The following is a 20801-nucleotide window of genomic DNA, read 5'->3' as shown; positions in this document are numbered from 1 at the left end:
GAGACATGACCATGTTTGATACGCTGCCCAAGACGCTGTTTTCCCGCTCGCGCGATGCCGGAAACCTGACGCTGCGACCGCTGAAATTTCCGCAGGACGCCGACACCCTGCATAGCTGGATGACCAAGCCCTATGCCAAATTCTGGGGCATGCTCGACAGCCACCGCGACGACGTGGAGAAGTTTTACCGTGAGCTGACCGCCAGCAACCCTCACGCCGCGCTGATGGGCGAGCACGATGGCAAACCGGCGTTTTTGATTGAGTGCTATCCGGTGCAGGAAGACCCGCTGCACGAGCATTACGACGTCCAGCCCGGTGATATCGGCATGCACATTCTGCTGGCCCCAGCCGACCGCCCGCTGCCGGACTTCAGCTGGCAGGTGTTCTCCACCGTAATGGAGTATCTGTTCAGCCTGCCGGAGGTGCTGCGCGTGGTGGTGGAGCCGGACGTGCGCAATGACAAGATCCATCGCCTGAATAAACGCGCCGGTTTCCAATACCAGCGCCAAATCACTCTGCCTCATAAAACCGCGTGGCTGGCTTTTTGTGAGCGTGAAGACTATTTACTGGCCCGCCAAAAGGAACAAAACATGTCGAAACACCCTGCCGCCATGCAAACCGGCAAGCACCTTCATCCGGCCAACTGGGCCAAGGCCAACGCCCTGCTGCTGCGTAAATGCTTGTCCGAGTTAGCCCACGAGCGGCTGATTGAACCTAAAGCGCTGAAGAGCGACGAGCACTGGAGCGAGTACCAGTTGACCGCCCCGGCCAGCGAGGTGGAGTACCGTTTCCGCGCTCGCCTGCTGCCGCTGAACGACTGGCTGATTGATCTCGACAGTATCCAGCGCCTAGACAATCTCGCGCCGCAGCCGCTGGATGCCTTGCAGTTCATCATCGAATTTGCCGAACAAATCGGTATTTCGCAGGCTATGCTGCCGACCTACATGGAAGAGATTTCCAGCACCTTGTACGGCAGCGCGTGGAAGCTGGAAAACAACCACAGCACCGCCAAATCGCTGAGTCAGGCTGACTTCCAGACCGTGGAAACCAGCATGACCGAAGGGCACCCGAGCTTCATTGCCAATAACGGCCGCATTGGCTTCGACGCCGCCGACTATGTGCGCTACGCGCCAGAAGCCGCCAGCCCGCTGAAGCTGGTGTGGGTGGCGGTGCATCACGATAAGGCGCACTTCGCCAGCGTCGAGGGCTTGCCGTATGAAAAGCTGATCGCCGAAGAGCTGGGTGAAAAGCAGATTCAGGCTTTCACTCAGCAGCTGACTGACCGCAACCTCGATCCCAAAAATTACTACTTTATGCCGGTTCACCCCTGGCAGTGGCAGAACAAGCTGCTAACCGTGTTTGCGCCGGATATTGCGCGTAATTACCTGATTTACTTAGGTGAAGGGGAAGATGACTATCTGGCGCAGCAGTCGATTCGCACCTTCTTCAATGCCAGCCAGCCGACCCATCGCTATGTGAAAACCGCGCTCTCTATCCTGAACATGGGCTTTATGCGCGGGCTGTCGCCTTACTACATGGCCACCACGCCGGGCATTAACGAGTGGCTGGCCGAATTGGTGGAAAACGACGCCTATCTGCAAGCCAACGGCTTTAGCATTCTGCAAGAAGTGGCCTCCCTCGGTTATCACAACCACTATTTCGAAAATGCGATTAAAGGCGCCAGTGCTTACAAGAAGATGTTTGCCGCGCTGTGGCGACAAAACCCGGTGGCCTGGTTGCAGCCAAACCAGCGCCTGATGACCATGGCGTCACTGCTGCACACTGACTTCAACGGCGATGCGCTGATTGTTGAGATGATTAAATCTTCAGGATTGGACGCCGCCGACTGGCTCAAACGCTACACCACGGCTTACCTCAGCCCGCTGCTGCACTGCTTCTATCACTATGATTTAGTGTTTATGCCCCACGGCGAGAACCTGATCCTGCTGTTCGAAAACAATATTCCGGTCAAAGCCTACATGAAGGACATTGCCGAAGAGATTGCGGTGATGAACCCGGACGCCAAGCTGCCGGAGAAGGCCAAACGCCTTGCCGTGGACGTGCCTGAGCAGCTGAAGATCCTGTCTATCTTCACCGACGTGTTCGCCGGAGTGTTCCGCTTTATCTCGCGCATTCTGGAAGAGCAAAACCTGATGTCTGCCGATGACTTCTGGAAAGTGGTCGCCGATACCGTGCACGACTACCAGCAGCAATATCCTGAGCTGGCGGAGAAGTTTGCCCGTTACGACATGTTTGGCGCGGAGTTCACCCACTCTTGCCTCAACCGCCTGCAACTGGCCAATAACCAGCAGATGATCAATCTGTCAGATCCGGCGCAAAACCTGAAATTCGCCGGTACCCTAGACAACCCGATTGCTCGCTATAAAAACTGATCGTTCACCGTTTTATGCAGTTATTCAGCGCGGCCTTTGCAGGCCGCGTTTTTCAGTTTTCTGGAACCTTGAAAATATTACCCAGACATACTGGGTATGGAGTTTGATATGTCGTCCGTGTTTCAACCCGCAGAACGGCTTGGGCGTCGGCAGTGGCTGTTTCCGCTCTCGCTGGTGTTATTTGAATTCGCAACTTATATCGCCCATGACATGATCCAGCCTGGCATGCTACAGGTCATTAGTGACTTTAGCGCCCGCGCCGACTGGGTATCGGCCTCCCTCACTGCCTACCTGTGTGGCGGCATCATGCTGCAATGGCTGCTCGGGCCGCTGTCTGACAGACTGGGGCGCCGTCCGGTATTACTCACCGGCGTGGCTTTCTTTGTCGTCACCTGCCTCGGCACCTTACTGACCCAAAGCATTGAGCAATTTATTTTGATGCGTTTCCTGCAAGGTATGAGCCTGTGCTTTATCGGCGCCGTGGGTTACGCCGCGATTCAGGAAGCCTTTAACGAAAGTTTGAGCATCAAGCTGATGGCGCTGATGGCCAACGTCACGCTGATCGCGCCTCTGCTCGGGCCTTTGGCGGGCGCGGCCTTTATTCACTACGCGCCGTGGAAAGCCATGTTTGGGCTGTTTGCGCTGGTGTCGCTGCTGGCATGGTGGGGCTTATGGCGCAGCATGCCGGAAACCGCGCCGCGCGACGGCCAGCCGTTCTCCTTCCGCCGCCTGCTGGCCGATTACGGACAGGTGCTGGGCAATAAAAGCGTGGTGTTTGGTTCACTGTCGATCGGGCTTATCACCCTGCCACTGCTGGCGTGGGTGGCGCAGTCGCCGGTGATTCTGATTCAGGACGCGGGCATGTCGCCACTGCAATATGGCTGGCTGCAAGTGCCGATTTTTGCCGGTCTGATCATCGGCAATCTGCTGCTCACCAAGCTCAGCGGCAAAGTGAAAGTCACCACGCCAATTTGGCTGGGCATCGTGCCGATCGTGCTTGGGCTGGCAATCACCGCCGTGGCCGCCACCTTCTTTGCTCACGCATGGGGGTGGGTGATTGGCGGCTTGGGCTTGTACGCGATGGGTTCAGGATTGGTCAATGCAGGCTTATATCGCCTGACGCTGTTCTCAAGCTCGGTGGGAAAAGGCACCGTGGCGGCGGCGCTGGGGCTGATCACTATCTTAGTGTTTGCGCTGGGGATTGAAGTCGCCAAGCTGCTCTACTTCGCCGCCGGCAATGCCCGTTTCAACCAGTTCACGCTGCTGAGCGGCGTGGCGGGAACTCTGTTGATCACCCTGTTCTTAACCTCGCGTAAAAAACCGACCAACTGAGGTCAAACCGCGAAAGCAAAAGGCTGAGATGATCTCGGCCTTTTTACGTTCTATTGGGAGCTAACTCGGCAGATTACTTAGGGAAAAGCTCGTCGCGGGAGTACGGCTCTTCTTCCCCCGGCTTGCGGGTTTTCAGCAGCTTGAGGATCCAGGTGTACTGCTCGGGGTTCGGCCCTACCAGCAGTTCAACCTCTTCATTCATGCGACGGGCAATTTGGGTGTCGTCGGCGGTGGCTAAATCGTCCATTGGCGGGCGAATATAGATATCCAAACGATGCTCGTGGCCGTTGTACACTGGGAACAGTGGAACGATGGACGCGCGGCAAACCTTCATCAGACGCCCTACCGCGGGCAGCGTCGCCTTGTAGGTGGCGAAGAAATCCACGAACTCGCTGTGCTCCGCGCCATGGTCCTGATCCGGCAAGTAATAGCCCCAATACCCCTGACGCACTGAGCTGATAAACGGCTTGATGCCGTCATTGCGCGCGTGCATACGGCCGCCAAAGCGACGACGCACGCTGTTCCACAGATAATCTGTCAACGGGTTTTTCTGATTATGGAACATGGCGGCCATAGGTTGCCCGGTGGCGGCCATCAGCATCGCGGGGATATCCACCGCCCAGCCGTGCGGCACCAAAAAAATGACGTTTTTGCCGTCGGCCTGCATCTGGTCGACAATCTCCTTGCCGTGCCACTTAACGCGGCTCAGCACCTTCTCAGGCGCGCGGCAGGCCAGCTCGGCCATCATCACCATCGACTGCGGCGCGGCGGCAAACATCTCATCAATGATGTGTTCGCGCTCGGCTTCAGGCACTTCCGGCATGCAGTACAGCAAATTGATTCGGGCACGGCGGCGCGCGCCTTTAGCGAGCTTGCCCGCCAGTCGGCCCAGGCTGCCCAAAATCGGGTCACGGACTTTGACTGGAACATACGCCATTGCGGCCATAGCACCGACGCCAAGCCATACCCCCCAGTAACGCGGATGGTAAAAGGCTTTCTGAAATTCTGGAATAAATTCGACGTTCGATTTTTTCTCTGGCTGCATAGATGGCTCTGAATACATAGCTCTTAAAACAATAATTCGGACAATGATAAGTGTAGTGCATGATTTTGCAAAGAAACTCACCATCTCGTCGGAGCAGAAAGACGCAAAAAGCGCTTCAGGCACGTCTTAAAAGAGTGCCTGAAACGTCAGCGTTACGCCGAAACAAACTGATTTGCGGAATTAATTCAGCTTCAACTGCGGAATAACTTGTTTGACCGTAGCCAGATAGTCAGCGCGATCTTTACCCGTCAGCCCTTCTGAACGCGGCAACTTGGCGGTCAACGGATTGACGGCCAGCTGGTTAATCCACATTTCAAAGTGCAGGTGTGGCCCGGTAGAGCGCCCGGTGTTGCCGGACAACGCGATGCGATCGCCACGTTTAATCTTCTGACCCGGTTTAACCAGGATTTTGCGCAGGTGCATGTAGCGCGTCATGTACTGGCGGCCGTGACGGATGGCAATGTAGTTGCCCGCCGCACCGCCATTTTTCGCCACCATGACTTCACCATCACCCACTGCCAACACCGGGGTGCCCACTGGCACAGCGAAGTCAACGCCACGGTGCGGTGCAATACGGCCAGTCACCGGGTTCAAACGACGCGGGTTAAAGTTAGAGGAAACGCGGAACTGCTTGATGGTGGGGAATCGTAAGAAACCGCGGGCTAAGCCGCTACCATTGCGATCGTAGAACTTACCGTCTTCGGCCCGAATGGCGTAATAATCTTTGCCGCTGCTGCGCATACGCACGCCCTGCAGGTGGCTCTGCTCGCTCTTGCCGTCCAGCACTTCGCGGGACATCAGCACCGCGAACTCATCGCCTTTACGCAGTTTTTTGAAGTCTAACTGCCACTGCAAGGCTTTGACGACTGAACTGATCTCACCGCTGGAAAGCCCGGCGGCTTTGGCACTGGCGACAAAACTGCCGTCCAGACGCCCTTTCAGCACGCTGTCTTGCCACTCACCTTTAAGCGTCTCCAGGCTGGCTTTAAAGCCGGAGCCAGAACGGTCATACGTGTAAGTCTCACGACGCGACTTCTCCCACACCACGCGCTGTAATTCACCGTCGTCATTGACTGTCCATGACAGCTGCTGACCGACTTTCAAATTACGCAAATCGCTGTTGGTCGACGCCAGCGCGGAGATATCGGACATATCGATACCGTACTGGTTGAGGATGCTGCTTAGGGTATCGCCGGTGGAAACCACGTACTCGTGCACGCCCGTTTCAGATTCAACTTTTTCGTCGAGATCGTCTTGTGGAATGTCTTCCGCAGGCGGCGGCTGGTCGATGGGTTCACTGGCTTCAGGGAGCAGCGAACGTACTTGCTCGCTGTCGAGTTCGATATGTTTAACGATAGGGTTTTGTTCTGGGTGGTAAACGAACGGTTTCCATACGGCTACTGCGAGAGTAACTACGGTAAGCGACCCCAGCATGACGCGGTGGGGCCGTGGAAGGTTGTTATACGCCAGAGCGATAGAGCGGGCTATCAGCTGCACTTTAATACGGTCCTTTTAATCTTACTTCAGGCAGCTCACGTACTGGTTAGTCAGATGTGACAGGAAGTTCACATAACTGTCCTTACCCAATGCGATGCCGCTTCCCAACGGATCCAATGTGCCCATACGCACTGTTGTCCCTTGGGCAACGGCATTGATTACGGCCGGCCTGAATTGTGGCTCAGCAAAAACACAGACTGCTTTCTGCTCAACCAACTGAGTTCGAATGAGATGTAATCGCTGCGCGCCGGGTTGGATTTCGGGGTTGACCGTAAAGTGGCCAAGTGGCGAAAGGCCAAAGTGTTTTTCGAAATAGCCATAGGCATCATGAAAAACGAAATATCCCTTACCCTGCACAGGCTGCAGCATCTTACCAAGGTTTTTGTCAACTTGTGTCAAGCCGTCCTCAAACTGACGCAAGTTTGCGTCTAATTTGTCCTTGTTTTGTGGCATAAGTTCCAATAATTTGGCGTGGATCGCGATCGCCGTCTGTTTTGCTATCTCTGGCGACATCCAAACGTGCATGTTGTACTCACCATGATGATGATCGTGGCCGCCGTCCGCGTGGTCGTGATCGTGCTCTTCTTCCTCTTCATTGCCTTTCTGTAATAACGGTTTTACCGTCGGTAATGCCGAAATTTCCACCTGACGATTTGGCCCCAGTTGGGCGGCAGATTTGGTCATGTAGGCTTCCATTTCCGGACCGACCCACACCACCAAATCGGCACTGCGTATTTTTTTCAGGTCTGAGGGGCGAAGCGCGAAATCGTGTGGTGACGCGCCGTCTGGCAGCAGCACTTCGGTAGGCGTCACGCCGTCAGCAATCGCCGAGGCAATAAATCCCAATGGACGGACCGAAGCCACGACGTCAGCCTGAGCGCTGGTCACCGCGCATGCACTCAGCAAACTTGTCGCTAATAAAATCCGTTTAAAGGTCTTCTTTGGGTCTGTCATTTGGAATTACCTCTTCATCTTAAAGGTGAAAACTGGTTATTTTCACGGAAATGCAATATTATAACATTCGATTTGTTCTGCAAGACAAGACTGACATGCCCACACTAACCACACTTAATAAAATCTCGGTTGCCTTTGGCAATCGACGCGTGCTGTCGGATATCTCTCTGACATTACAACCCGGTAAAATTCTTACGCTGCTTGGCCCAAATGGCGCAGGGAAATCCACCCTGGTGCGCGTCGTGCTGGGCTTGGTGCCGCCAACCAGCGGAACCCTGACTCGCGAGCCGGGCCTGCGTATCGGCTATGTGCCGCAAAAATTGCATCTTGATGCCACCATGCCGCTGACGGTTAGTCGCTTTATGCGCCTCAAACCCGGCGTGAAGCGCGACGACATCCTCCCTGCCCTGAAACGCGTTCAGGCCGCGCACCTACTCGACCAGCCGATGCAAAAACTCTCCGGCGGCGAGAATCAGCGCGTGCTGCTGGCTCGTGCTTTGATGAATAATCCGCAGCTGCTGGTGCTGGATGAGCCCACTCAGGGTGTCGACGTTAACGGCCAGCTCGCGCTCTATAACCTGATAGACAACCTGCGCTGCGAGCTAGGCTGCGCGGTGCTGATGGTGTCGCACGACCTGCATCTGGTGATGGCGAAAACCGACGAAGTGCTGTGTCTGAACCAGCATATTTGCTGCTCTGGCTCGCCAGAAGTGGTGTCGACCCACCCTGAATTTATCGCCATGTTTGGCAATCGCGGTGCCGAGCAGCTGGCTATTTATCGCCATCATCACAATCATCGTCATGATTTAAAAGGAAAAGTTATTTTGCGTAAAAGCGGAGGCCATGACGCATGATTGAATTATTGCTCCCCGGCTGGCTGGCGGGGATTTTGCTGGCGACGGCCGCGGGCCCGCTTGGCTCCTTTGTGGTCTGGCGACGGATGTCCTATTTCGGCGACACGCTGGCGCACGCTTCCCTGCTCGGCGTGGCCTTCGGCCTGCTGCTGAACGTCAATCCTTTCTACGCTGTGATTGCCGTTACCCTGTTGCTGGCCCTGCTGCTGGTGATCCTTGAGCGAAAACCGCATCTGGCCGTCGATACCCTGTTAGGCATTATGGCGCACAGCGCGCTGTCGCTGGGTCTGGTGGTGGTTAGCCTGATGTCCAACGTGCGGGTCGATTTAATGGCGTACCTGTTTGGGGATCTGCTGTCCGTCACGCTGAGCGATATCTGGATGATTGGCGTTGGCGTGGTGGTGGTGATTGCCGTGCTCTGCTGGCAGTGGCGCTCGCTGTTGTCGATGACCATCAGCCCAGAGCTGGCGCACGTTGACGGCGTTAACCTACAGCGCTCGCGCATCGTGCTGATGCTGGTGACTGCATTGACTATTGGTTTGGCGATGAAGTTTGTCGGCGCGCTGATCATCACCTCTTTGCTGATCATTCCAGCCGCCACGGCCCGCCGCTTCGCAAAGACGCCGGAGCAAATGGCGTTGGTCGCCATCGCCGTGGGTATTCTGGCGGTGTCCGGCGGCCTGACTTTCTCGGCTTTCTACGATACGCCGGCTGGCCCGTCGGTGGTGCTGAGCGCGGCAATTATGTTTATGCTCAGCCTGAGCAAAAAACAGGTCGCCTGACCCAGCTCGACGCATAAAAAAAGGACGCCAAGGCGTCCTTTTTTGTCATTTGCAAACAGCGCAGTTCTACTCTTCGCGCGTCATGCCAAAGTGCTTATAGGCGTGATTGGTCGCCATGCGGCCGCGCGGGGTACGTTGAATAAAACCTTGCTGAATAAGGAAGGGTTCAATCACGTCTTCGATGGTTTCGCGCTCTTCGCCGATAGCGGCGGCAAGGTTATCCAGGCCGACCGGGCCGCCGGTAAACTTGTCAATAATTGCCAGCAGCAGCTTGCGGTCCATGTAGTCGAAACCTTCGGCATCGACGTCCAGCATGTCCAGCGCGCTGGTGGCGATATCGCCACCGATGGTGCCATCACCTTTCACTTCAGCAAAGTCACGCACCCGTCGCAGCAGGCGGTTGGCAATACGCGGCGTGCCGCGCGAGCGGCGAGCAATCTGGTGCGCGCCCTCTTCCGACAGCTCTAAGCCCAGACAGCTGGCGCTGCGCCCAACGATGTGCTGTAGGTCGGCGACTTGATAGAACTCCAGACGCTGAACAATGCCAAAACGGTCGCGCAGCGGCGAGGTTAGCGAGCCAGCGCGCGTCGTCGCGCCCACCAGCGTAAACGGCGGCAGGTCGAGTTTGATAGAACGCGCCGCTGGCCCTTCACCAATCATGATATCTAACTGATAATCTTCCATAGCTGGGTAGAGAATCTCTTCAACCACGGGAGACAGGCGGTGGATCTCATCAATGAACAGCACGTCATGCGGCTCGAGGTTGGTGAGCATGGCCGCTAAGTCGCCCGCCTTCTCTAGTACCGGACCCGAGGTGGTGCGCAGATTAACGCCCATTTCGTTGGCGACGATGTTGGCCAGCGTGGTTTTACCCAATCCCGGCGGGCCAAAAATCAGCAAGTGGTCTAATGCATCACCGCGCTGCTTGGCCGCCTGAATAAATATCTCCATTTGCGAACGCACGTGAGGCTGACCGACATATTCGGACAGCATCTTGGGGCGAATCGCACGATCGATGACTTCTTCTTCGCTGATAACATCAGGCGAAATCAGGCGGTCAGCTTCTATCATCTATTACCTCACAGAGCCGCGCGCAACGCGTCTCTAATCAACGTTTCACAATCCAGACCCGGTTTGGCGATTTTGCTGATCATGCGGCTGGCCTCTGGCGGCTTATAGCCAAGAGAGATCAGGGCCGAGACGGCTTCGCCTTCGGCATCAGACTCTTTCGTCGTCGAGGACGATGCCGGTAGCGTGATATCCGTATGATTACTAAAGAGATCGCCGTTTAATCCTTTAAAGCGGTCCTTCATTTCAACTACCAGACGCTCTGCGGTCTTCTTACCCACGCCGGGTAATTTAATCAGTGCGGTGATCTCTTCTTTCTCGACGGCGCTGACGAACTGCTGGGCCGACATACCGGAAAGAATGGCTAACGCCAGTTTTGGCCCGACGCCGTTTACTTTGATCAATTCACGGAACAGCGCGCGTTCTTGCTTTTCGTTGAATCCGTAGAGTAACTGCGCGTCTTCACGCACAATAAACTGCGTGAAAATAATAGCTTCTTTACCCAGATCTGGTAATTCGTAAAAACAGGTCATTGGCATATGGACTTCGTAGCCCACGCCGTTAGTTTCCAACAGCACGAGCGGCGGCTGTTTTTCCAGAATAACGCCTCTGAGTCGACCTATCACTTTCACCTTCCTTTATGGATCAAATTTTCAAAATGCTGCGCTGTTTATATCATAGAAAAGGCTGGATGAATATCCAGCCTAATGCGATTCAGCTCACTAACGCATCCGCCCGCGTGCCATTTGTAATTTATCCGTGCTCAGACGAATGGCGTTTTGGCTCATGTGGCAATGGGTGATGGCAATCGCCAGGGCATCGGCGGCGTCCGCCTGCGGGTTAGCGGGCAGTTTCAATAATGAACGTACCATATGCTGCACCTGTGACTTTTCAGCAGCGCCGGTGCCGACCACCGTCTGCTTCACCTGCCGCGCGGCATACTCAAACACCGGCAAATCCTGATTCACCGCCGCCACGATGGCCGCACCCCGCGCCTGCCCCAGCTTGAGGGCCGAGTCGGGGTTTTTCGCCATAAATACTGATTCGATGGCAAAAAAGTCTGGATGAAATTGGGTAATAATTTCGCTGACGCCGGCATAAATTAGCTTTAAACGGGTCGGCATATCGTCGACTACCGTGCGAATACAGCCGCTGCCGAGATAGCTGAGTTGACGCCCTGTCTGGCGGATAATGCCATAGCCGGTAACGCGTGAACCGGGGTCAATCCCCAGAATTATAGCCATAGCCAATCAACGCCTTGTGTTGTCGTTTTGCATAAGTGGGGAGTATAGACCGCAGAGAGGGTCTGCGGATAGCCGGCCGGTGAACGAGCCACCGGCGGCAAAGAGCATTACAGAGTTTCTGCAATCTCGTCGGAGATTTCACCGTTGTGGTAAACCTCCTGCACATCATCACAATCTTCCAGCATGTCGATCAAACGCAGCAGTTTAGGTGCTGTTTCTGCATCCATATCGGCTTTGGTCGATGGGATCATGGAGACTTCAGCGGAGTCCGCTTTGTAGCCTGCGGCTTCCAGCGCGTCTTTCACTTCGCCCAGATTTTCCCACGCGGTGAAGACGTCAATCGCGCCATCGTCATAAGAAACGATGTCTTCGGCGCCCGCTTCCAGAGCAGCTTCCATCACGGCATCTTCATCCAGACCCGGAGCAAAAGTGATCACCCCTTTCTTGGAGAACAGGTAGGCTACGGAGCCGTCAGTGCCCAGGTTGCCGCCGGTTTTGGTGAAGGCATGACGCACTTCAGCCACGGTACGGTTGCGGTTGTCACTCAAACATTCCACCATGATTGCCGAGCCACCAGGACCGTAACCTTCATAAATGATGGTTTCCATGTTGGTATCGTCATCACCGCCCACGCCACGCGCCACGGCGCGGTTCAGGGTGTCACGGGTCATGTTGTTGGCCAGCGCTTTATCGATAGCCGCGCGCAGACGAGGGTTAGCACCCGGATCGCCACCGCCCAGTTTCGCAGCTGTTACCAGCTCGCGAATAATTTTGGTGAAGATTTTGCCGCGTTTTGAATCTTGCGCCGCTTTGCGGTGCTTAGTGTTGGCCCACTTACTGTGACCTGCCATAAATATCTCCAAATAGTCTACGTAGACTGAATAGTTACAAATTCTTCAATCGCCTGCTGGTTACTCGGTGACACCGTCAAGGCCGCCGCGGCGGATTTGTCGAGCCACTGGTAAGCAAGATGCTCGGTAATGACCACATCCCGCTCGGCGGGTAACGCCAGACAGAACCAATGTTCTTTGTTTCGGGTCACGCCGGGAGCATAGCGATAACGCAAATGAGCAAACAGCTCAAACTCCACGCAGCGTTGGCAGTCAACTAAATGCAGACTCTCGCCCGCAATATCAATCCCCACCTCTTCCAAAACTTCACGCTGCGCGGTTTGTTTCGGGGACTCCTCGCCTTCAAGACTGCCGGTAACCGACTGCCAAAAATTCGCATCATCCCGTCGTTGAAGCATTAGCACCCGGCCGGTGTTGCTGGCGTAGATGACGCACAGTATCGACTCAGGACGCTTATGGCTCATCAGTTATTCTCTGAATCTGTGTCCGACTTCACTTCTTTCGAGGCGTCTTTCTTCGCAACAACGGCGATACCCAGTTCCAACAGAGAAGCCGGATTGGCAAAGCTTGGTGCTTCGGTCATCAGACAGGCCGCTGCGGTGGTTTTCGGGAAGGCAATCACGTCACGAATGTTTTCGGTGCCGGTCAGCAGCATCACCAGACGGTCAAGGCCGAACGCCAGACCCGCGTGCGGCGGCGTGCCGTATTTCAGGGCGTCGAGCAGGAAGCCAAACTTCTCGCGCTGCTCGTGCTCGTTAATCCCCAGAATGCCGAACACGGTCTGCTGCATTTCGCTGCGGTGGATACGCACCGAGCCGCCGCCCACTTCATAACCGTTGATCACCATGTCATAGGCATTGGCGATCGCGGAAGTTGGGTTAGCACCCAGCTCTTCTGCGGTCATCTCTTTTGGCGCAGTGAACGGGTGATGCATGGCCGACAGGCCGCCTTCGTCGGTGTCTTCGAACATTGGGAAGTCGATGACCCACAGCGGCGCCCAGCTGTTTTCATTGGTAATTTTCAGGTCGCGACCCACTTTCAGACGCAGCGCGCCGATAGCGTCGGTGACGATTTTCGCGCTGGCTGCGCCGAAGAAGATGATATCGCCATCTTGCGCGCCGGTGCGGCCAATCAGCGCCAGCAGCAGCTCTTCATTGAGGAACTTAGCCACCGGGCTTTGAATGCCTTCCAGCCCTTTGGCGATTTCGTTGACTTTGATGTAAGCCAAGCCTTTCGCGCCATAGATCTCGATGAATTTGGCGTATTCATCAATTTGTTTACGGCTCAGCTGAGCACCGCCCGGAACGCGCAGAGCAGCAACGCGACCTTTCGGGTCATTAGCGGGATCGGCAAAGACTTTGAAATCGATATCTTTCAGCAGGTCAGCAACGTCCACCAGCTCCATCGGGTTACGCAGGTCTGGCTTGTCGGAACCGTAGCGGCGCATGGCTTCTGCGAAGGTCATGATTGGGAAGTCGCCCAGATCCACGCCTTTCACTTCAGTCCACAGCTCGCGCGCCAGTTTCTCCATCACTTCACGCACTTGCTCGGCGGTCATGAATGAGGTTTCGACATCGATCTGGGTGAATTCTGGCTGGCGGTCAGCACGCAGGTCTTCGTCACGGAAGCATTTAACAATCTGGTAGTAACGGTCGAAGCCAGACATCATCAGCAGCTGTTTGAACAGCTGTGGCGACTGTGGCAGCGCGTAGAACTTACCTTTGTGCACGCGGCTCGGTACCAGATAGTCGCGGGCGCCTTCTGGCGTCGCTTTGGTTAACATCGGGGTTTCGATGTCGAGGAAGTCATGGGCGTCCATGAAGCGGCGCACCAGGCTGGTGATTTTCGCGCGGGTCTTCAGGCGGTTAGCCATTTCCGGGCGACGCAAGTCCAGATAGCGGTATTTCAGACGCGCTTCTTCGGTATTGTTGTGGTTAGAGTCTAGTGGCAGAGGTTCTGAACGGTTGATGATATTCAGGCCGCTGGCGAACACTTCCACTTCACCCGTTGCCATATCTTTGTTGAACTGGCTCTCAGGACGAGCACGCACCGTACCGGTGATTTGTACACAGAATTCGTTACGCAGTTCGGAAGCCAGCTCATAGGCCGCGCTTTGGTCCGGGTCGAAGAAAACTTGAACAATGCCTTCGCGGTCGCGCATATCGATGAAGATTAAACCGCCTAAATCACGGCGACGATTAACCCAACCACACAACGTTACTTCCTGGCCCACGTTGGACGCATTCAGTTTCCCACAATATACAGTACGCATAACGGTATCCTTTTGATCCCACTACCCGGCCTTACAGCAAAGGGTACGGAAACGGTTATTCACTCTGGTCGCCCGCTCGCAAAGGCTGCGGCGCGCGGAATTAGTTTTATTACAGCTCGAAAAAAGGCGGTCAGTATAAAGGAATTTCCACTTGAGGATAAGAGCGAAGACGCGCCCAAGCTCGCGCAATTCCATAGTTAACCCATAACACACATAATTTAACAAAATTATGCACATTTTCGCCCCTGCCTTGGCATAAACTCGCCCCATCCTTTTTAGATAGCCAACAACGTTATTCACGTTTTCCCTCTCTATATTGTCATCACTTAACATTTCGGGAGCCTCACCGATGAAACTCGACCCAAAAACAACCGCGCTGGTATTAATCGACTTACAGAAAGGCATTTTGCCGTTTGCCGGTGGCCCGCACAGTGCACAGCAGGTTCTGGATAATTCGGCCGATTTGGCAAAACGCTTTCGCAAACTGGGCGCGCCGGTCGTGATGGTTCGCGTCGGTTGGTCTGACACCTTTGCAGAAGCGCTGAAGCAAGAAGTGGATCGCCCGTCCCCTGCGCCAGAAGGCGGCCTGCCGGCAGTTTGGTGGGAATTCCCTGAGCAGTTAGAAGTGACCGACAGCGACATTCAAGTGGTGAAACGCCAATGGGGCGCTTTCTACGGTACGGATCTGGAGCTGCAACTGCGCCGTCGCGGCATCACTACCATCGTGTTGGCCGGGATCTCCACTAACATTGGCGTGGAGTCCACCGCGCGTAACGCATGGGAACTGGGCTTCTCGCTGATTATCGCCGAAGATGCTTGCAGTGCGCACGACAATGACAACCACCAGTCTAGCGTGAAGAACATCTTCCCGCGCATCTCCCGCGTTCGTTCTACCGCCGAGGTACTTGCCGCCCTGCCGCAGTAAGGTTAGTCTGTTTGGTATTGAAATTTTACGCCGCCTCCGGGCGGCGTTTTCATTAAGGAAGGCCAGCGAATGTATATCGGATTGCCACAGTGGAACCACAGCGCGTGGGGGAAAATCGGTCTGCGTGATTTAGCGGATTACTCACGCTACTTCAATTGTGTCGAGGGCAACACCACCTTTTATGCCCTGCCAAAACCCGAAATCGTGATGCGCTGGCGCGATATGACACCAGAGGATTTCCGCTTCTGCTTTAAGTTCCCTTCCCTGATAAGCCATCAATCCGCGCTACGCGACTGCGAGGCAGATTTGGCGGCGTTTTATCAGGTGATTGAGCCACTCGGCTCGCGCATTGGTCAGTTATGGTTACAGCTGCCGAGCGCCTTCGCCCCTCGCGATCTAGACCGGCTGTGGCAGTTTATGGATGCATTGCCAACAGGCTTCGATTACGGCGTAGAGGTTCGCCATCTAGATTTCTTCGCCAAAGGGGAAGATGAGCGCGCCCTTAACCAAGGTTTGCATCAGCGGGGGATCAGCCGGGTGATATTAGACAGCCGCCCGGTGCATCACGCCAAGCCGCTGACCGAAGCCGTGCGCGAGGCGCAGAGAAAGAAACCCGTGCTGCCGGTGCATGCGCTGGTCACAGCCGAGCGGCCAATAGTGCGTTTTATCGGCGGCGACGTGCTGGAGGACAACCAGCACTTCTTCAAGGTATGGGTGGAAAAGCTCAAACAGTGGCAGGCCAATCAGCATCAGCCCTACCTGTTTATTCATACGCCAGATTGCAGCGACGCCCCCCAGCAGGCGCAGAAGCTGTGGCAGCAATTACGCCTGACGCTGCCTGACCTGCCGCCCGCCCCAGACTGGCCGGAGCAGGACTCTTTATTCTAAATCGCGACACCAGTGAGCTGTTCTATTAATGCGTTTTTTTAGCGATTTGCGTTATTCATCAAGACACTGAAATGTTACCTCGTTATCATTGCTTCGAAAATTGTCAGTGGCTTCTGCGGATTATTTGCCTTAGTCCCCAAGCCAACTCTGTAATATCGAGGTTGTAAAATGATCAGCGCGTTATATGTCGTGCTCGCCGCAGTGCTGCTGCTTAAATTGTCATTCGACGTGGTTCGTTTACGCACGCAATACCGCATTTCCACCGGCGACGGCGGCTCCTATGAACTCCAGACCGCGATCCGGGTACACGGCAACGCCGTTGAATATCTGCCGATTGGCTGCTTGTTATTAGTCATGATGGAGATGAACGGTGCCGAAGCCTGGATGGTTCACGTCTGTGGATTGATGCTAATTGCGGGCCGTCTTTGTCATTACTATGGGTTAAAAAATCGGGAATTCGGTTGGCGTCGCAACGGCATGGCCGCGACCTATATCGCTTTACTCCTCATGGTAGGAGTGAATACCTTTTATCTACCCTGGTCGCAGTTTCTCAATATTCGCTGGTAGTGGTTTCTCTCCATAACGGTTTTCCGTAGCCAGCATTTACGGGGAGGAACCTCTGCCTCCCCGCCCCGCCTGAGCAATACGCCTATTTTACCGGTATCTGCCTTACGCGTACTCTGCTAAAATCTGCCCTCAAAATTACGCTCCCTCAATCTTTGGTCTGACTTCGTACTATGGCTAAGCAAGATACTCTTTTTTCGGCACCGATAGACAAACTCGGCGATTGGACATTTGATGAACGTGTCGCAGAAGTTTTCCCCGACATGATCCAACGCTCCGTTCCGGGTTATTCAAATATTATTTCGATGATTGGCATGCTGGCCGAACGCTTCGTGCAGCCTGACTCACGCGTCTATGACCTTGGCTGCTCCTTGGGTGCCGCCACGCTGTCGATGCGTCGTAATATTAAAGTCGCGGGCTGCGAAATTATTGCTGTCGACAACTCCCCCGCCATGGTTGAACGCTGCCGCCGCCACATCGACGCCTTCCGCGCCGAGACGCCGGTCAGCGTGATTGAAGCCGACATTCTCGACGTCGAGCTAAGCAATGCCTCGATGGTGGTGCTCAACTTCACGCTGCAATTCTTAGAGCCTGCGGATCGCCAGCGCCTGTTGAATCAGGTGTATCAGGGCATGCGCCCGGGCGCGGCCCTAGTGCTGTCCGAAAAATTCAGTTTCGAAGATCAAGACGTCGGCGAATTGCTGTTCAACATGCACCACGACTTCAAGCGCGCCAACGGCTATAGCGAGCTGGAAATCAGCCAAAAGCGCAGCATGCTGGAAAACGTCATGCTCACCGACTCGGTGGAAACCCACAAAGCACGTCTGAAGCAGGCCGGTTTCGAGCACTCAGAAGTGTGGTTCCAGTGCTTTAACTTCGGCTCGCTGATTGCTCTGAAAGCGGGAGACGCCGAATGATTGAGTTTGGTGACTTCTATCAGCGCATCGCTAAAGGCCCGCTCAGCCCGTGGCTGAACACCCTGCCATCCCAGCTGACCGCGTGGCAAAAAGAGTCGTTGCACGGCAAATTTAAGATGTGGTTCAACGCGGTGGATCGCCTGCCGCTGTTGCAGCCAGAGAAACTCGACCTGCTGCACAACGTGACGGCCAACATGCTGGAACCTCTGCCTCAGGGCCAGCGCGAAGGGATTGAAAACCTGCTGCGCAACCTGATGCCATGGCGTAAAGGGCCGTTTTCCCTGTATGACGTGGAAATCGACACCGAATGGCGTTCAGACTGGAAGTGGGACCGCGTCTTGCCGCATATCTCCTCGCTGGCCGGCCGCACTATTCTGGATGTCGGCTGTGGCAGTGGCTATCACATGTGGCGCATGATTGGCGCGGGCGCTCATCTGGCGGTGGGCATCGACCCAATGCAGCTGTTCCTCTGCCAGTTCGAAGCCGTGCGTAAACTGCTGGGCGGCGACCAGCGCGCCCATCTTCTGCCGCTGGGTATTGAGCAGTTGCCAGAGCTGAACGCCTTCGACACCGTCTTCTCAATGGGCGTGCTTTATCACCGCCGCTCGCCGCTGGACCATTTATATCAGCTGAAAAACCAGCTGGTGAATGGTGGCGAACTGGTGCTGGAAACGCTGGTAGTGGAAGGCGATAGCCAGCAAGTGCTGGTGCCTGGTGACCGTTATGCCCAGATGAACAATATCTATTTCATTCCTTCTGCTGAGGCGTTGAAAGGCTGGTTAATCAAATGTGGGTTTGTGAACGTGCGTATTGCCGATGTCAGCGTGACTACGCTTGACGAACAGCGCCGCACGCCGTGGATGACCAGCGAGTCCCTGGCTGAATTCCTTGATCCTAAGGATCCGACCAAAACCATCGAAGGCTATCCGGCTCCAAGGCGCGCCCTGCTGATCGCCAACAAGCCCTAGTGCGGCGGTGAAACAGGCCGAAAATGGCCAAGAGCAGGCATAAAAAATGGCGGTCTTATCCGCCATTTTTGCATGTTAAAAACCCTGTCGCAGCGCTACATCGATTGCCTTGAGAAATCCTCATCCACTTCATTAATCGGAGTCTGGCTTATCCAGGTATGCTCGGTGTACACCACGATAGTGTCAGCCCGAGTGGGTGTCCCACAGGCGCGACAAATCAGCGCTTTTACCGCCAAATCCATCGGTTTGGTTTTGCTCACTGTAAATCTATCTGACCCACAGTTTTCGCAATAAATTTGCATATCCGGCATATTGTTGTGCATTAGGACTATGCCTATTGCAATCTCCGCGAAGTGAAAAATCCAGTTCTATAAAGATAGCCAATGCCGCGAAAAATAGCGATAGGGCTTAAGAGAAAACGCACTTAAAGATCTTATGGTTAAATTGTGCTTATGATTGAAAGCTGAGCGGGTGGGATTACGAGTGGAGGCATTGAGAAAGCAAACCTTAACTAGCAGGAACTGAGGATGTTATCAGCTGCATGGAATTCGCGGTTATCTTCGAGGCTTTACTGTATGGAAAATGGTCTGCTTGATAGTTTGGAACTTGAGTTAGAAACCGCAAACGTTGGACTTTTTAATGTCCTAATGGCGAGATAAAAAGCCCCGCCAATTCATGGTTAAAGCGATTTTGATTTATTACTTTATGAAGAAGTTCGAATAAGCAGCGCGATCATTCCAAGCAGCAGACAACAAACAAAACCAATTAAAAATGAGTAGTAGAGTGGTTTGAGTTTATTTATCGCAGCATAATTCTCACCTTCGACCGGGAAATTGTAGGCTTGGCTGTTCTTCTCGATAAAAAAGATCTTTTTTCTCTCTTTTAACCGTACAAAAAAATAGGTCATGAGTGGCGACCCCAAGTAACCCATGTTGCAATGCAATGAGTAAGGTGCGGGTAAGCTATGGTTATTTTGAAAGTCAGAAATCAAATTGTTGTATCTGCCTCTATTGATGAGATACAGCAGAACGCTCACCAGCAGGCAAACCGAAGGCACTATAATTAGGATCAAGATGGCAGACTTCACTCTTCAAATTCCCATGTATTCATAAATCGTATCCATTACAGAGTCACTGGCTTTAGCCCCAAGATAACCAGCAGCTATCGAGCCAACAGCCGCACATACAACTGCGCCAGCTCCTGCTGTTGCTATGCCAATTGCAGCGCATACTCCCACGCCCGCGACGGAACCGACTGCACCAGCTCCGACACCAGTCAATGTTGATGCGCCAAATTTACCATACTCTTTGAAAGCTGTTTTTTTGCATTCACTTTCACGCCCCTTAGTACAAGCATTGACGACATCGTTAGTTGTGCCCGCAAAAGCAAAGCCTATACCTATATAGCCCCCTGATTTCAAAAATTTTGCAGCTTTAGCTGCATTCCCTACATAACTTGAATAGCCCGGTATTCCTCCGAGTCCAACGGTTGACCAATCATGCACTATGGAACGGCTGGAAAGATTCAACGCTCTACGCATGTCTTCATAAGGTTTAAATTTGACGGCATAGCGGCTTAAAGATTTCAATAAGGGTTTGTTCACTAGCTCTTTTAATTGATTGAAGAGTTGATTGCGTTCTACAAAAAATTGCTGACTTATTAGTGTTCCCTGAGTACGAAATTGGTTTTGGTAGGTGGTTTCAATCTTTTTGAGAGTATTTTCTATCTCTGAAAAGTATCTTTCGCCAACGTCCCCAATGGTACCGAAAACTTTATCACCCGCGGTAGTAAGTGCAGCAATAAGCCCGTAGTGTTTTTGCATAAAACTAGCGTCGTCAGAACTAACACCAACAAAAGCATTGTTAGTTTGTTGTTTTGCCTGCCGCAGAGCACTGAGCATGTGCATGGTTTGAGAAGAAGCAGGGTCCGCTACGATCACAATCTGCCCTGGATTCAGCCAAGGCGTGTCTGAGTTATTTTGCATGAAAAGACGAGCAGCTTCTGAATTGCTGTCACGAAAAAGGAGCCTAGCCTGAAAATCAAGAGTACCAGGTTGTTGGATAACACAGTATGCAGGTGCCAGATTGCGCGACATTCCATTCCCTCCATCGAAACAATCATTGAGCTAATGAGTGGGAACTCGTTCCTTCCCATGGCATTTCTAGAACAACGTTAAGATATTGTAAATAAATCTAATGATTTAAACAAAAAATGGCACTGACAAAGTAGGTCTCTATCCCAAATTTT

The 20801-nt window shown here is 53.8% G+C and carries 20 protein-coding genes; 9 read left to right on the top strand and 11 right to left on the bottom strand.

Translation table 11 applies throughout. The features are described 5' to 3' along the window. Positions 1 to 11 precede the first annotated feature (11 nt). Both SBO83_RS04675 and SBO83_RS04670 read left to right on the top strand, forming a co-directional pair. Complete coding sequence (locus SBO83_RS04675; protein ID WP_396130621.1) at positions 12 to 2393, top strand: GNAT family N-acetyltransferase; 2382 nt, start codon at positions 12 to 14, stop codon at positions 2391 to 2393. Between the two features lie 108 nt (positions 2394 to 2501). Further along, positions 2502 to 3725 carry an MFS transporter gene (locus SBO83_RS04670; RefSeq protein ID WP_396130620.1) on the top strand — a complete coding sequence of 408 codons (1224 nt, stop codon included), beginning with the start codon at positions 2502 to 2504 and terminating at the stop codon, positions 3723 to 3725. Between the two features lie 73 nt (positions 3726 to 3798). On the opposite strand, the gene lpxM is transcribed toward SBO83_RS04670, so the two are convergent. The 3 genes from lpxM to znuA all read right to left on the bottom strand — a co-directional run bounded on the left by lpxM (position 3799) and on the right by znuA (position 7221). Beyond that, on the bottom strand, positions 3799 to 4770 hold the full coding sequence (lpxM, locus tag SBO83_RS04665; RefSeq protein WP_353502167.1) for a lauroyl-Kdo(2)-lipid IV(A) myristoyltransferase: 972 nt from the start codon (positions 4768 to 4770) through the stop codon (positions 3799 to 3801). 180 nt (positions 4771 to 4950) lie between these two features. Further along, complete coding sequence (gene mepM, locus SBO83_RS04660) at positions 4951 to 6267, bottom strand: murein DD-endopeptidase MepM (RefSeq protein ID WP_353502168.1); 1317 nt, start codon at positions 6265 to 6267, stop codon at positions 4951 to 4953. 21 nt (positions 6268 to 6288) lie between these two features. Then, positions 6289 to 7221 carry a zinc ABC transporter substrate-binding protein ZnuA gene (znuA, locus tag SBO83_RS04655; protein WP_353502169.1) on the bottom strand — a complete coding sequence of 311 codons (933 nt, stop codon included), beginning with the start codon at positions 7219 to 7221 and terminating at the stop codon, positions 6289 to 6291. 95 nt (positions 7222 to 7316) lie between these two features. Here znuA and znuC point away from each other — a divergent pair, with 95 nt between their 5' ends. After that, positions 7317 to 8075, top strand: coding sequence for a zinc ABC transporter ATP-binding protein ZnuC (gene znuC / locus SBO83_RS04650; RefSeq protein ID WP_396130619.1), 759 nt, complete (start codon positions 7317 to 7319; stop codon positions 8073 to 8075). Continuing rightward, complete coding sequence (gene znuB / locus SBO83_RS04645) at positions 8072 to 8857, top strand: zinc ABC transporter permease subunit ZnuB (protein ID WP_278880501.1); 786 nt, start codon at positions 8072 to 8074, stop codon at positions 8855 to 8857. Before znuC ends, znuB begins: the two co-directional genes overlap by 4 nt. A gap of 66 nt (positions 8858 to 8923) precedes the next feature. Here the strand turns inward: znuB and ruvB are convergent, their stop codons facing one another. From ruvB to aspS, 6 genes are all read right to left on the bottom strand, one after another. Beyond that, positions 8924 to 9928 (bottom strand): Holliday junction branch migration DNA helicase RuvB, encoded by a 1005-nt coding sequence (gene ruvB / locus SBO83_RS04640; RefSeq protein WP_034790733.1) that lies wholly within the window; start codon positions 9926 to 9928, stop codon positions 8924 to 8926. An 8-nt stretch (positions 9929 to 9936) separates the two neighbouring features. Continuing rightward, a complete protein-coding gene (ruvA, locus tag SBO83_RS04635; RefSeq protein ID WP_396130618.1) occupies positions 9937 to 10551 on the bottom strand; it encodes a Holliday junction branch migration protein RuvA in 615 nt (204 codons plus the stop codon). Positions 10552 to 10647: 96 nt separating this feature from the next. Then, positions 10648 to 11169, bottom strand: coding sequence for a crossover junction endodeoxyribonuclease RuvC (gene ruvC / locus SBO83_RS04630; protein WP_154147776.1), 522 nt, complete (start codon positions 11167 to 11169; stop codon positions 10648 to 10650). 107 nt (positions 11170 to 11276) lie between these two features. Continuing rightward, positions 11277 to 12020 (bottom strand): YebC/PmpR family DNA-binding transcriptional regulator, encoded by a 744-nt coding sequence (locus tag SBO83_RS04625; RefSeq protein WP_353502172.1) that lies wholly within the window; start codon positions 12018 to 12020, stop codon positions 11277 to 11279. A gap of 17 nt (positions 12021 to 12037) precedes the next feature. After that, positions 12038 to 12484, bottom strand: coding sequence for a dihydroneopterin triphosphate diphosphatase (gene nudB, locus SBO83_RS04620; protein WP_353502173.1), 447 nt, complete (start codon positions 12482 to 12484; stop codon positions 12038 to 12040). After that, the gene (aspS, locus tag SBO83_RS04615; protein ID WP_396130617.1) at positions 12484 to 14292 is read right to left on the bottom strand and encodes an aspartate--tRNA ligase; all 1809 of its coding nucleotides are present in this window, start codon (positions 14290 to 14292) and stop codon (positions 12484 to 12486) included. Before aspS ends, nudB begins: the two co-directional genes overlap by 1 nt. 349 nt (positions 14293 to 14641) lie before the next feature. On the opposite strand from aspS, the gene SBO83_RS04610 reads away from it, so the two are divergent. From SBO83_RS04610 to cmoB, 5 genes are all read left to right on the top strand, one after another. Then, the gene (locus SBO83_RS04610) at positions 14642 to 15217 is read left to right on the top strand and encodes a hydrolase (protein ID WP_396130616.1); all 576 of its coding nucleotides are present in this window, start codon (positions 14642 to 14644) and stop codon (positions 15215 to 15217) included. 69 nt (positions 15218 to 15286) lie between these two features. Continuing rightward, on the top strand, positions 15287 to 16105 hold the full coding sequence (locus SBO83_RS04605) for a DUF72 domain-containing protein (RefSeq protein ID WP_396130615.1): 819 nt from the start codon (positions 15287 to 15289) through the stop codon (positions 16103 to 16105). Positions 16106 to 16273: 168 nt separating this feature from the next. Beyond that, a complete protein-coding gene (locus SBO83_RS04600) occupies positions 16274 to 16672 on the top strand; it encodes an MAPEG family protein (protein WP_034790749.1) in 399 nt (132 codons plus the stop codon). Between the two features lie 170 nt (positions 16673 to 16842). Next, positions 16843 to 17586 carry a carboxy-S-adenosyl-L-methionine synthase CmoA gene (gene cmoA / locus SBO83_RS04595; RefSeq protein WP_396130614.1) on the top strand — a complete coding sequence of 248 codons (744 nt, stop codon included), beginning with the start codon at positions 16843 to 16845 and terminating at the stop codon, positions 17584 to 17586. Further along, positions 17583 to 18554: a tRNA 5-methoxyuridine(34)/uridine 5-oxyacetic acid(34) synthase CmoB gene (cmoB, locus tag SBO83_RS04590; protein WP_396130613.1), complete on the top strand. Its 972-nt coding sequence runs from the start codon at positions 17583 to 17585 to the stop codon at positions 18552 to 18554. Before cmoA ends, cmoB begins: the two co-directional genes overlap by 4 nt. A 95-nt stretch (positions 18555 to 18649) precedes the next feature. Here cmoB and SBO83_RS04585 read toward each other — a convergent pair whose 3' ends face one another. Then, positions 18650 to 18814: a hypothetical protein gene (locus tag SBO83_RS04585; protein WP_396130612.1), complete on the bottom strand. Its 165-nt coding sequence runs from the start codon at positions 18812 to 18814 to the stop codon at positions 18650 to 18652. Between the two features lie 830 nt (positions 18815 to 19644). Next, entirely contained in the window at positions 19645 to 20649 is a 1005-nt protein-coding gene (locus SBO83_RS04580) for a hypothetical protein (RefSeq protein ID WP_034790757.1), read from the bottom strand. Positions 20650 to 20801: the final 152 nt, after the last annotated feature.

Origin of the sequence: Ewingella allii, assembly GCF_044430645.1 — a bacterium.
Taxonomy (GTDB): domain Bacteria; phylum Pseudomonadota; class Gammaproteobacteria; order Enterobacterales; family Enterobacteriaceae; genus Ewingella; species Ewingella allii.
This window is presented reverse-complemented; position numbering and strand designations above follow the sequence as displayed.

What these genes read in the sequence shown, in the direction of transcription:
- SBO83_RS04675 (WP_396130621.1), top strand. Translation starts at nt 12, where the DNA reads ATGTTTGATACGCTGCCCAAGACGCTGTTTTCCCGCTCGCGCGATGCC.
- SBO83_RS04670 (WP_396130620.1), top strand. Translation starts at nt 2,502, where the DNA reads ATGTCGTCCGTGTTTCAACCCGCAGAACGGCTTGGGCGTCGGCAGTGG.
- lpxM (WP_353502167.1), bottom strand. Translation starts at nt 4,770, where the DNA reads ATGCAGCCAGAGAAAAAATCGAACGTCGAATTTATTCCAGAATTTCAG.
- znuA (WP_353502169.1), bottom strand. Translation starts at nt 7,221, where the DNA reads ATGACAGACCCAAAGAAGACCTTTAAACGGATTTTATTAGCGACAAGT.
- znuC (WP_396130619.1), top strand. Translation starts at nt 7,317, where the DNA reads ATGCCCACACTAACCACACTTAATAAAATCTCGGTTGCCTTTGGCAAT.
- znuB (WP_278880501.1), top strand. Translation starts at nt 8,072, where the DNA reads ATGATTGAATTATTGCTCCCCGGCTGGCTGGCGGGGATTTTGCTGGCG.
- ruvB (WP_034790733.1), bottom strand. Translation starts at nt 9,928, where the DNA reads ATGATAGAAGCTGACCGCCTGATTTCGCCTGATGTTATCAGCGAAGAA.
- ruvC (WP_154147776.1), bottom strand. Translation starts at nt 11,169, where the DNA reads ATGGCTATAATTCTGGGGATTGACCCCGGTTCACGCGTTACCGGCTAT.
- SBO83_RS04625 (WP_353502172.1), bottom strand. Translation starts at nt 12,020, where the DNA reads ATGGCAGGTCACAGTAAGTGGGCCAACACTAAGCACCGCAAAGCGGCG.
- nudB (WP_353502173.1), bottom strand. Translation starts at nt 12,484, where the DNA reads ATGAGCCATAAGCGTCCTGAGTCGATACTGTGCGTCATCTACGCCAGC.
- aspS (WP_396130617.1), bottom strand. Translation starts at nt 14,292, where the DNA reads ATGCGTACTGTATATTGTGGGAAACTGAATGCGTCCAACGTGGGCCAG.
- SBO83_RS04610 (WP_396130616.1), top strand. Translation starts at nt 14,642, where the DNA reads ATGAAACTCGACCCAAAAACAACCGCGCTGGTATTAATCGACTTACAG.
- SBO83_RS04605 (WP_396130615.1), top strand. Translation starts at nt 15,287, where the DNA reads ATGTATATCGGATTGCCACAGTGGAACCACAGCGCGTGGGGGAAAATC.
- SBO83_RS04600 (WP_034790749.1), top strand. Translation starts at nt 16,274, where the DNA reads ATGATCAGCGCGTTATATGTCGTGCTCGCCGCAGTGCTGCTGCTTAAA.
- cmoA (WP_396130614.1), top strand. Translation starts at nt 16,843, where the DNA reads ATGGCTAAGCAAGATACTCTTTTTTCGGCACCGATAGACAAACTCGGC.
- cmoB (WP_396130613.1), top strand. Translation starts at nt 17,583, where the DNA reads ATGATTGAGTTTGGTGACTTCTATCAGCGCATCGCTAAAGGCCCGCTC.
- SBO83_RS04580 (WP_034790757.1), bottom strand. Translation starts at nt 20,649, where the DNA reads ATGTCGCGCAATCTGGCACCTGCATACTGTGTTATCCAACAACCTGGT.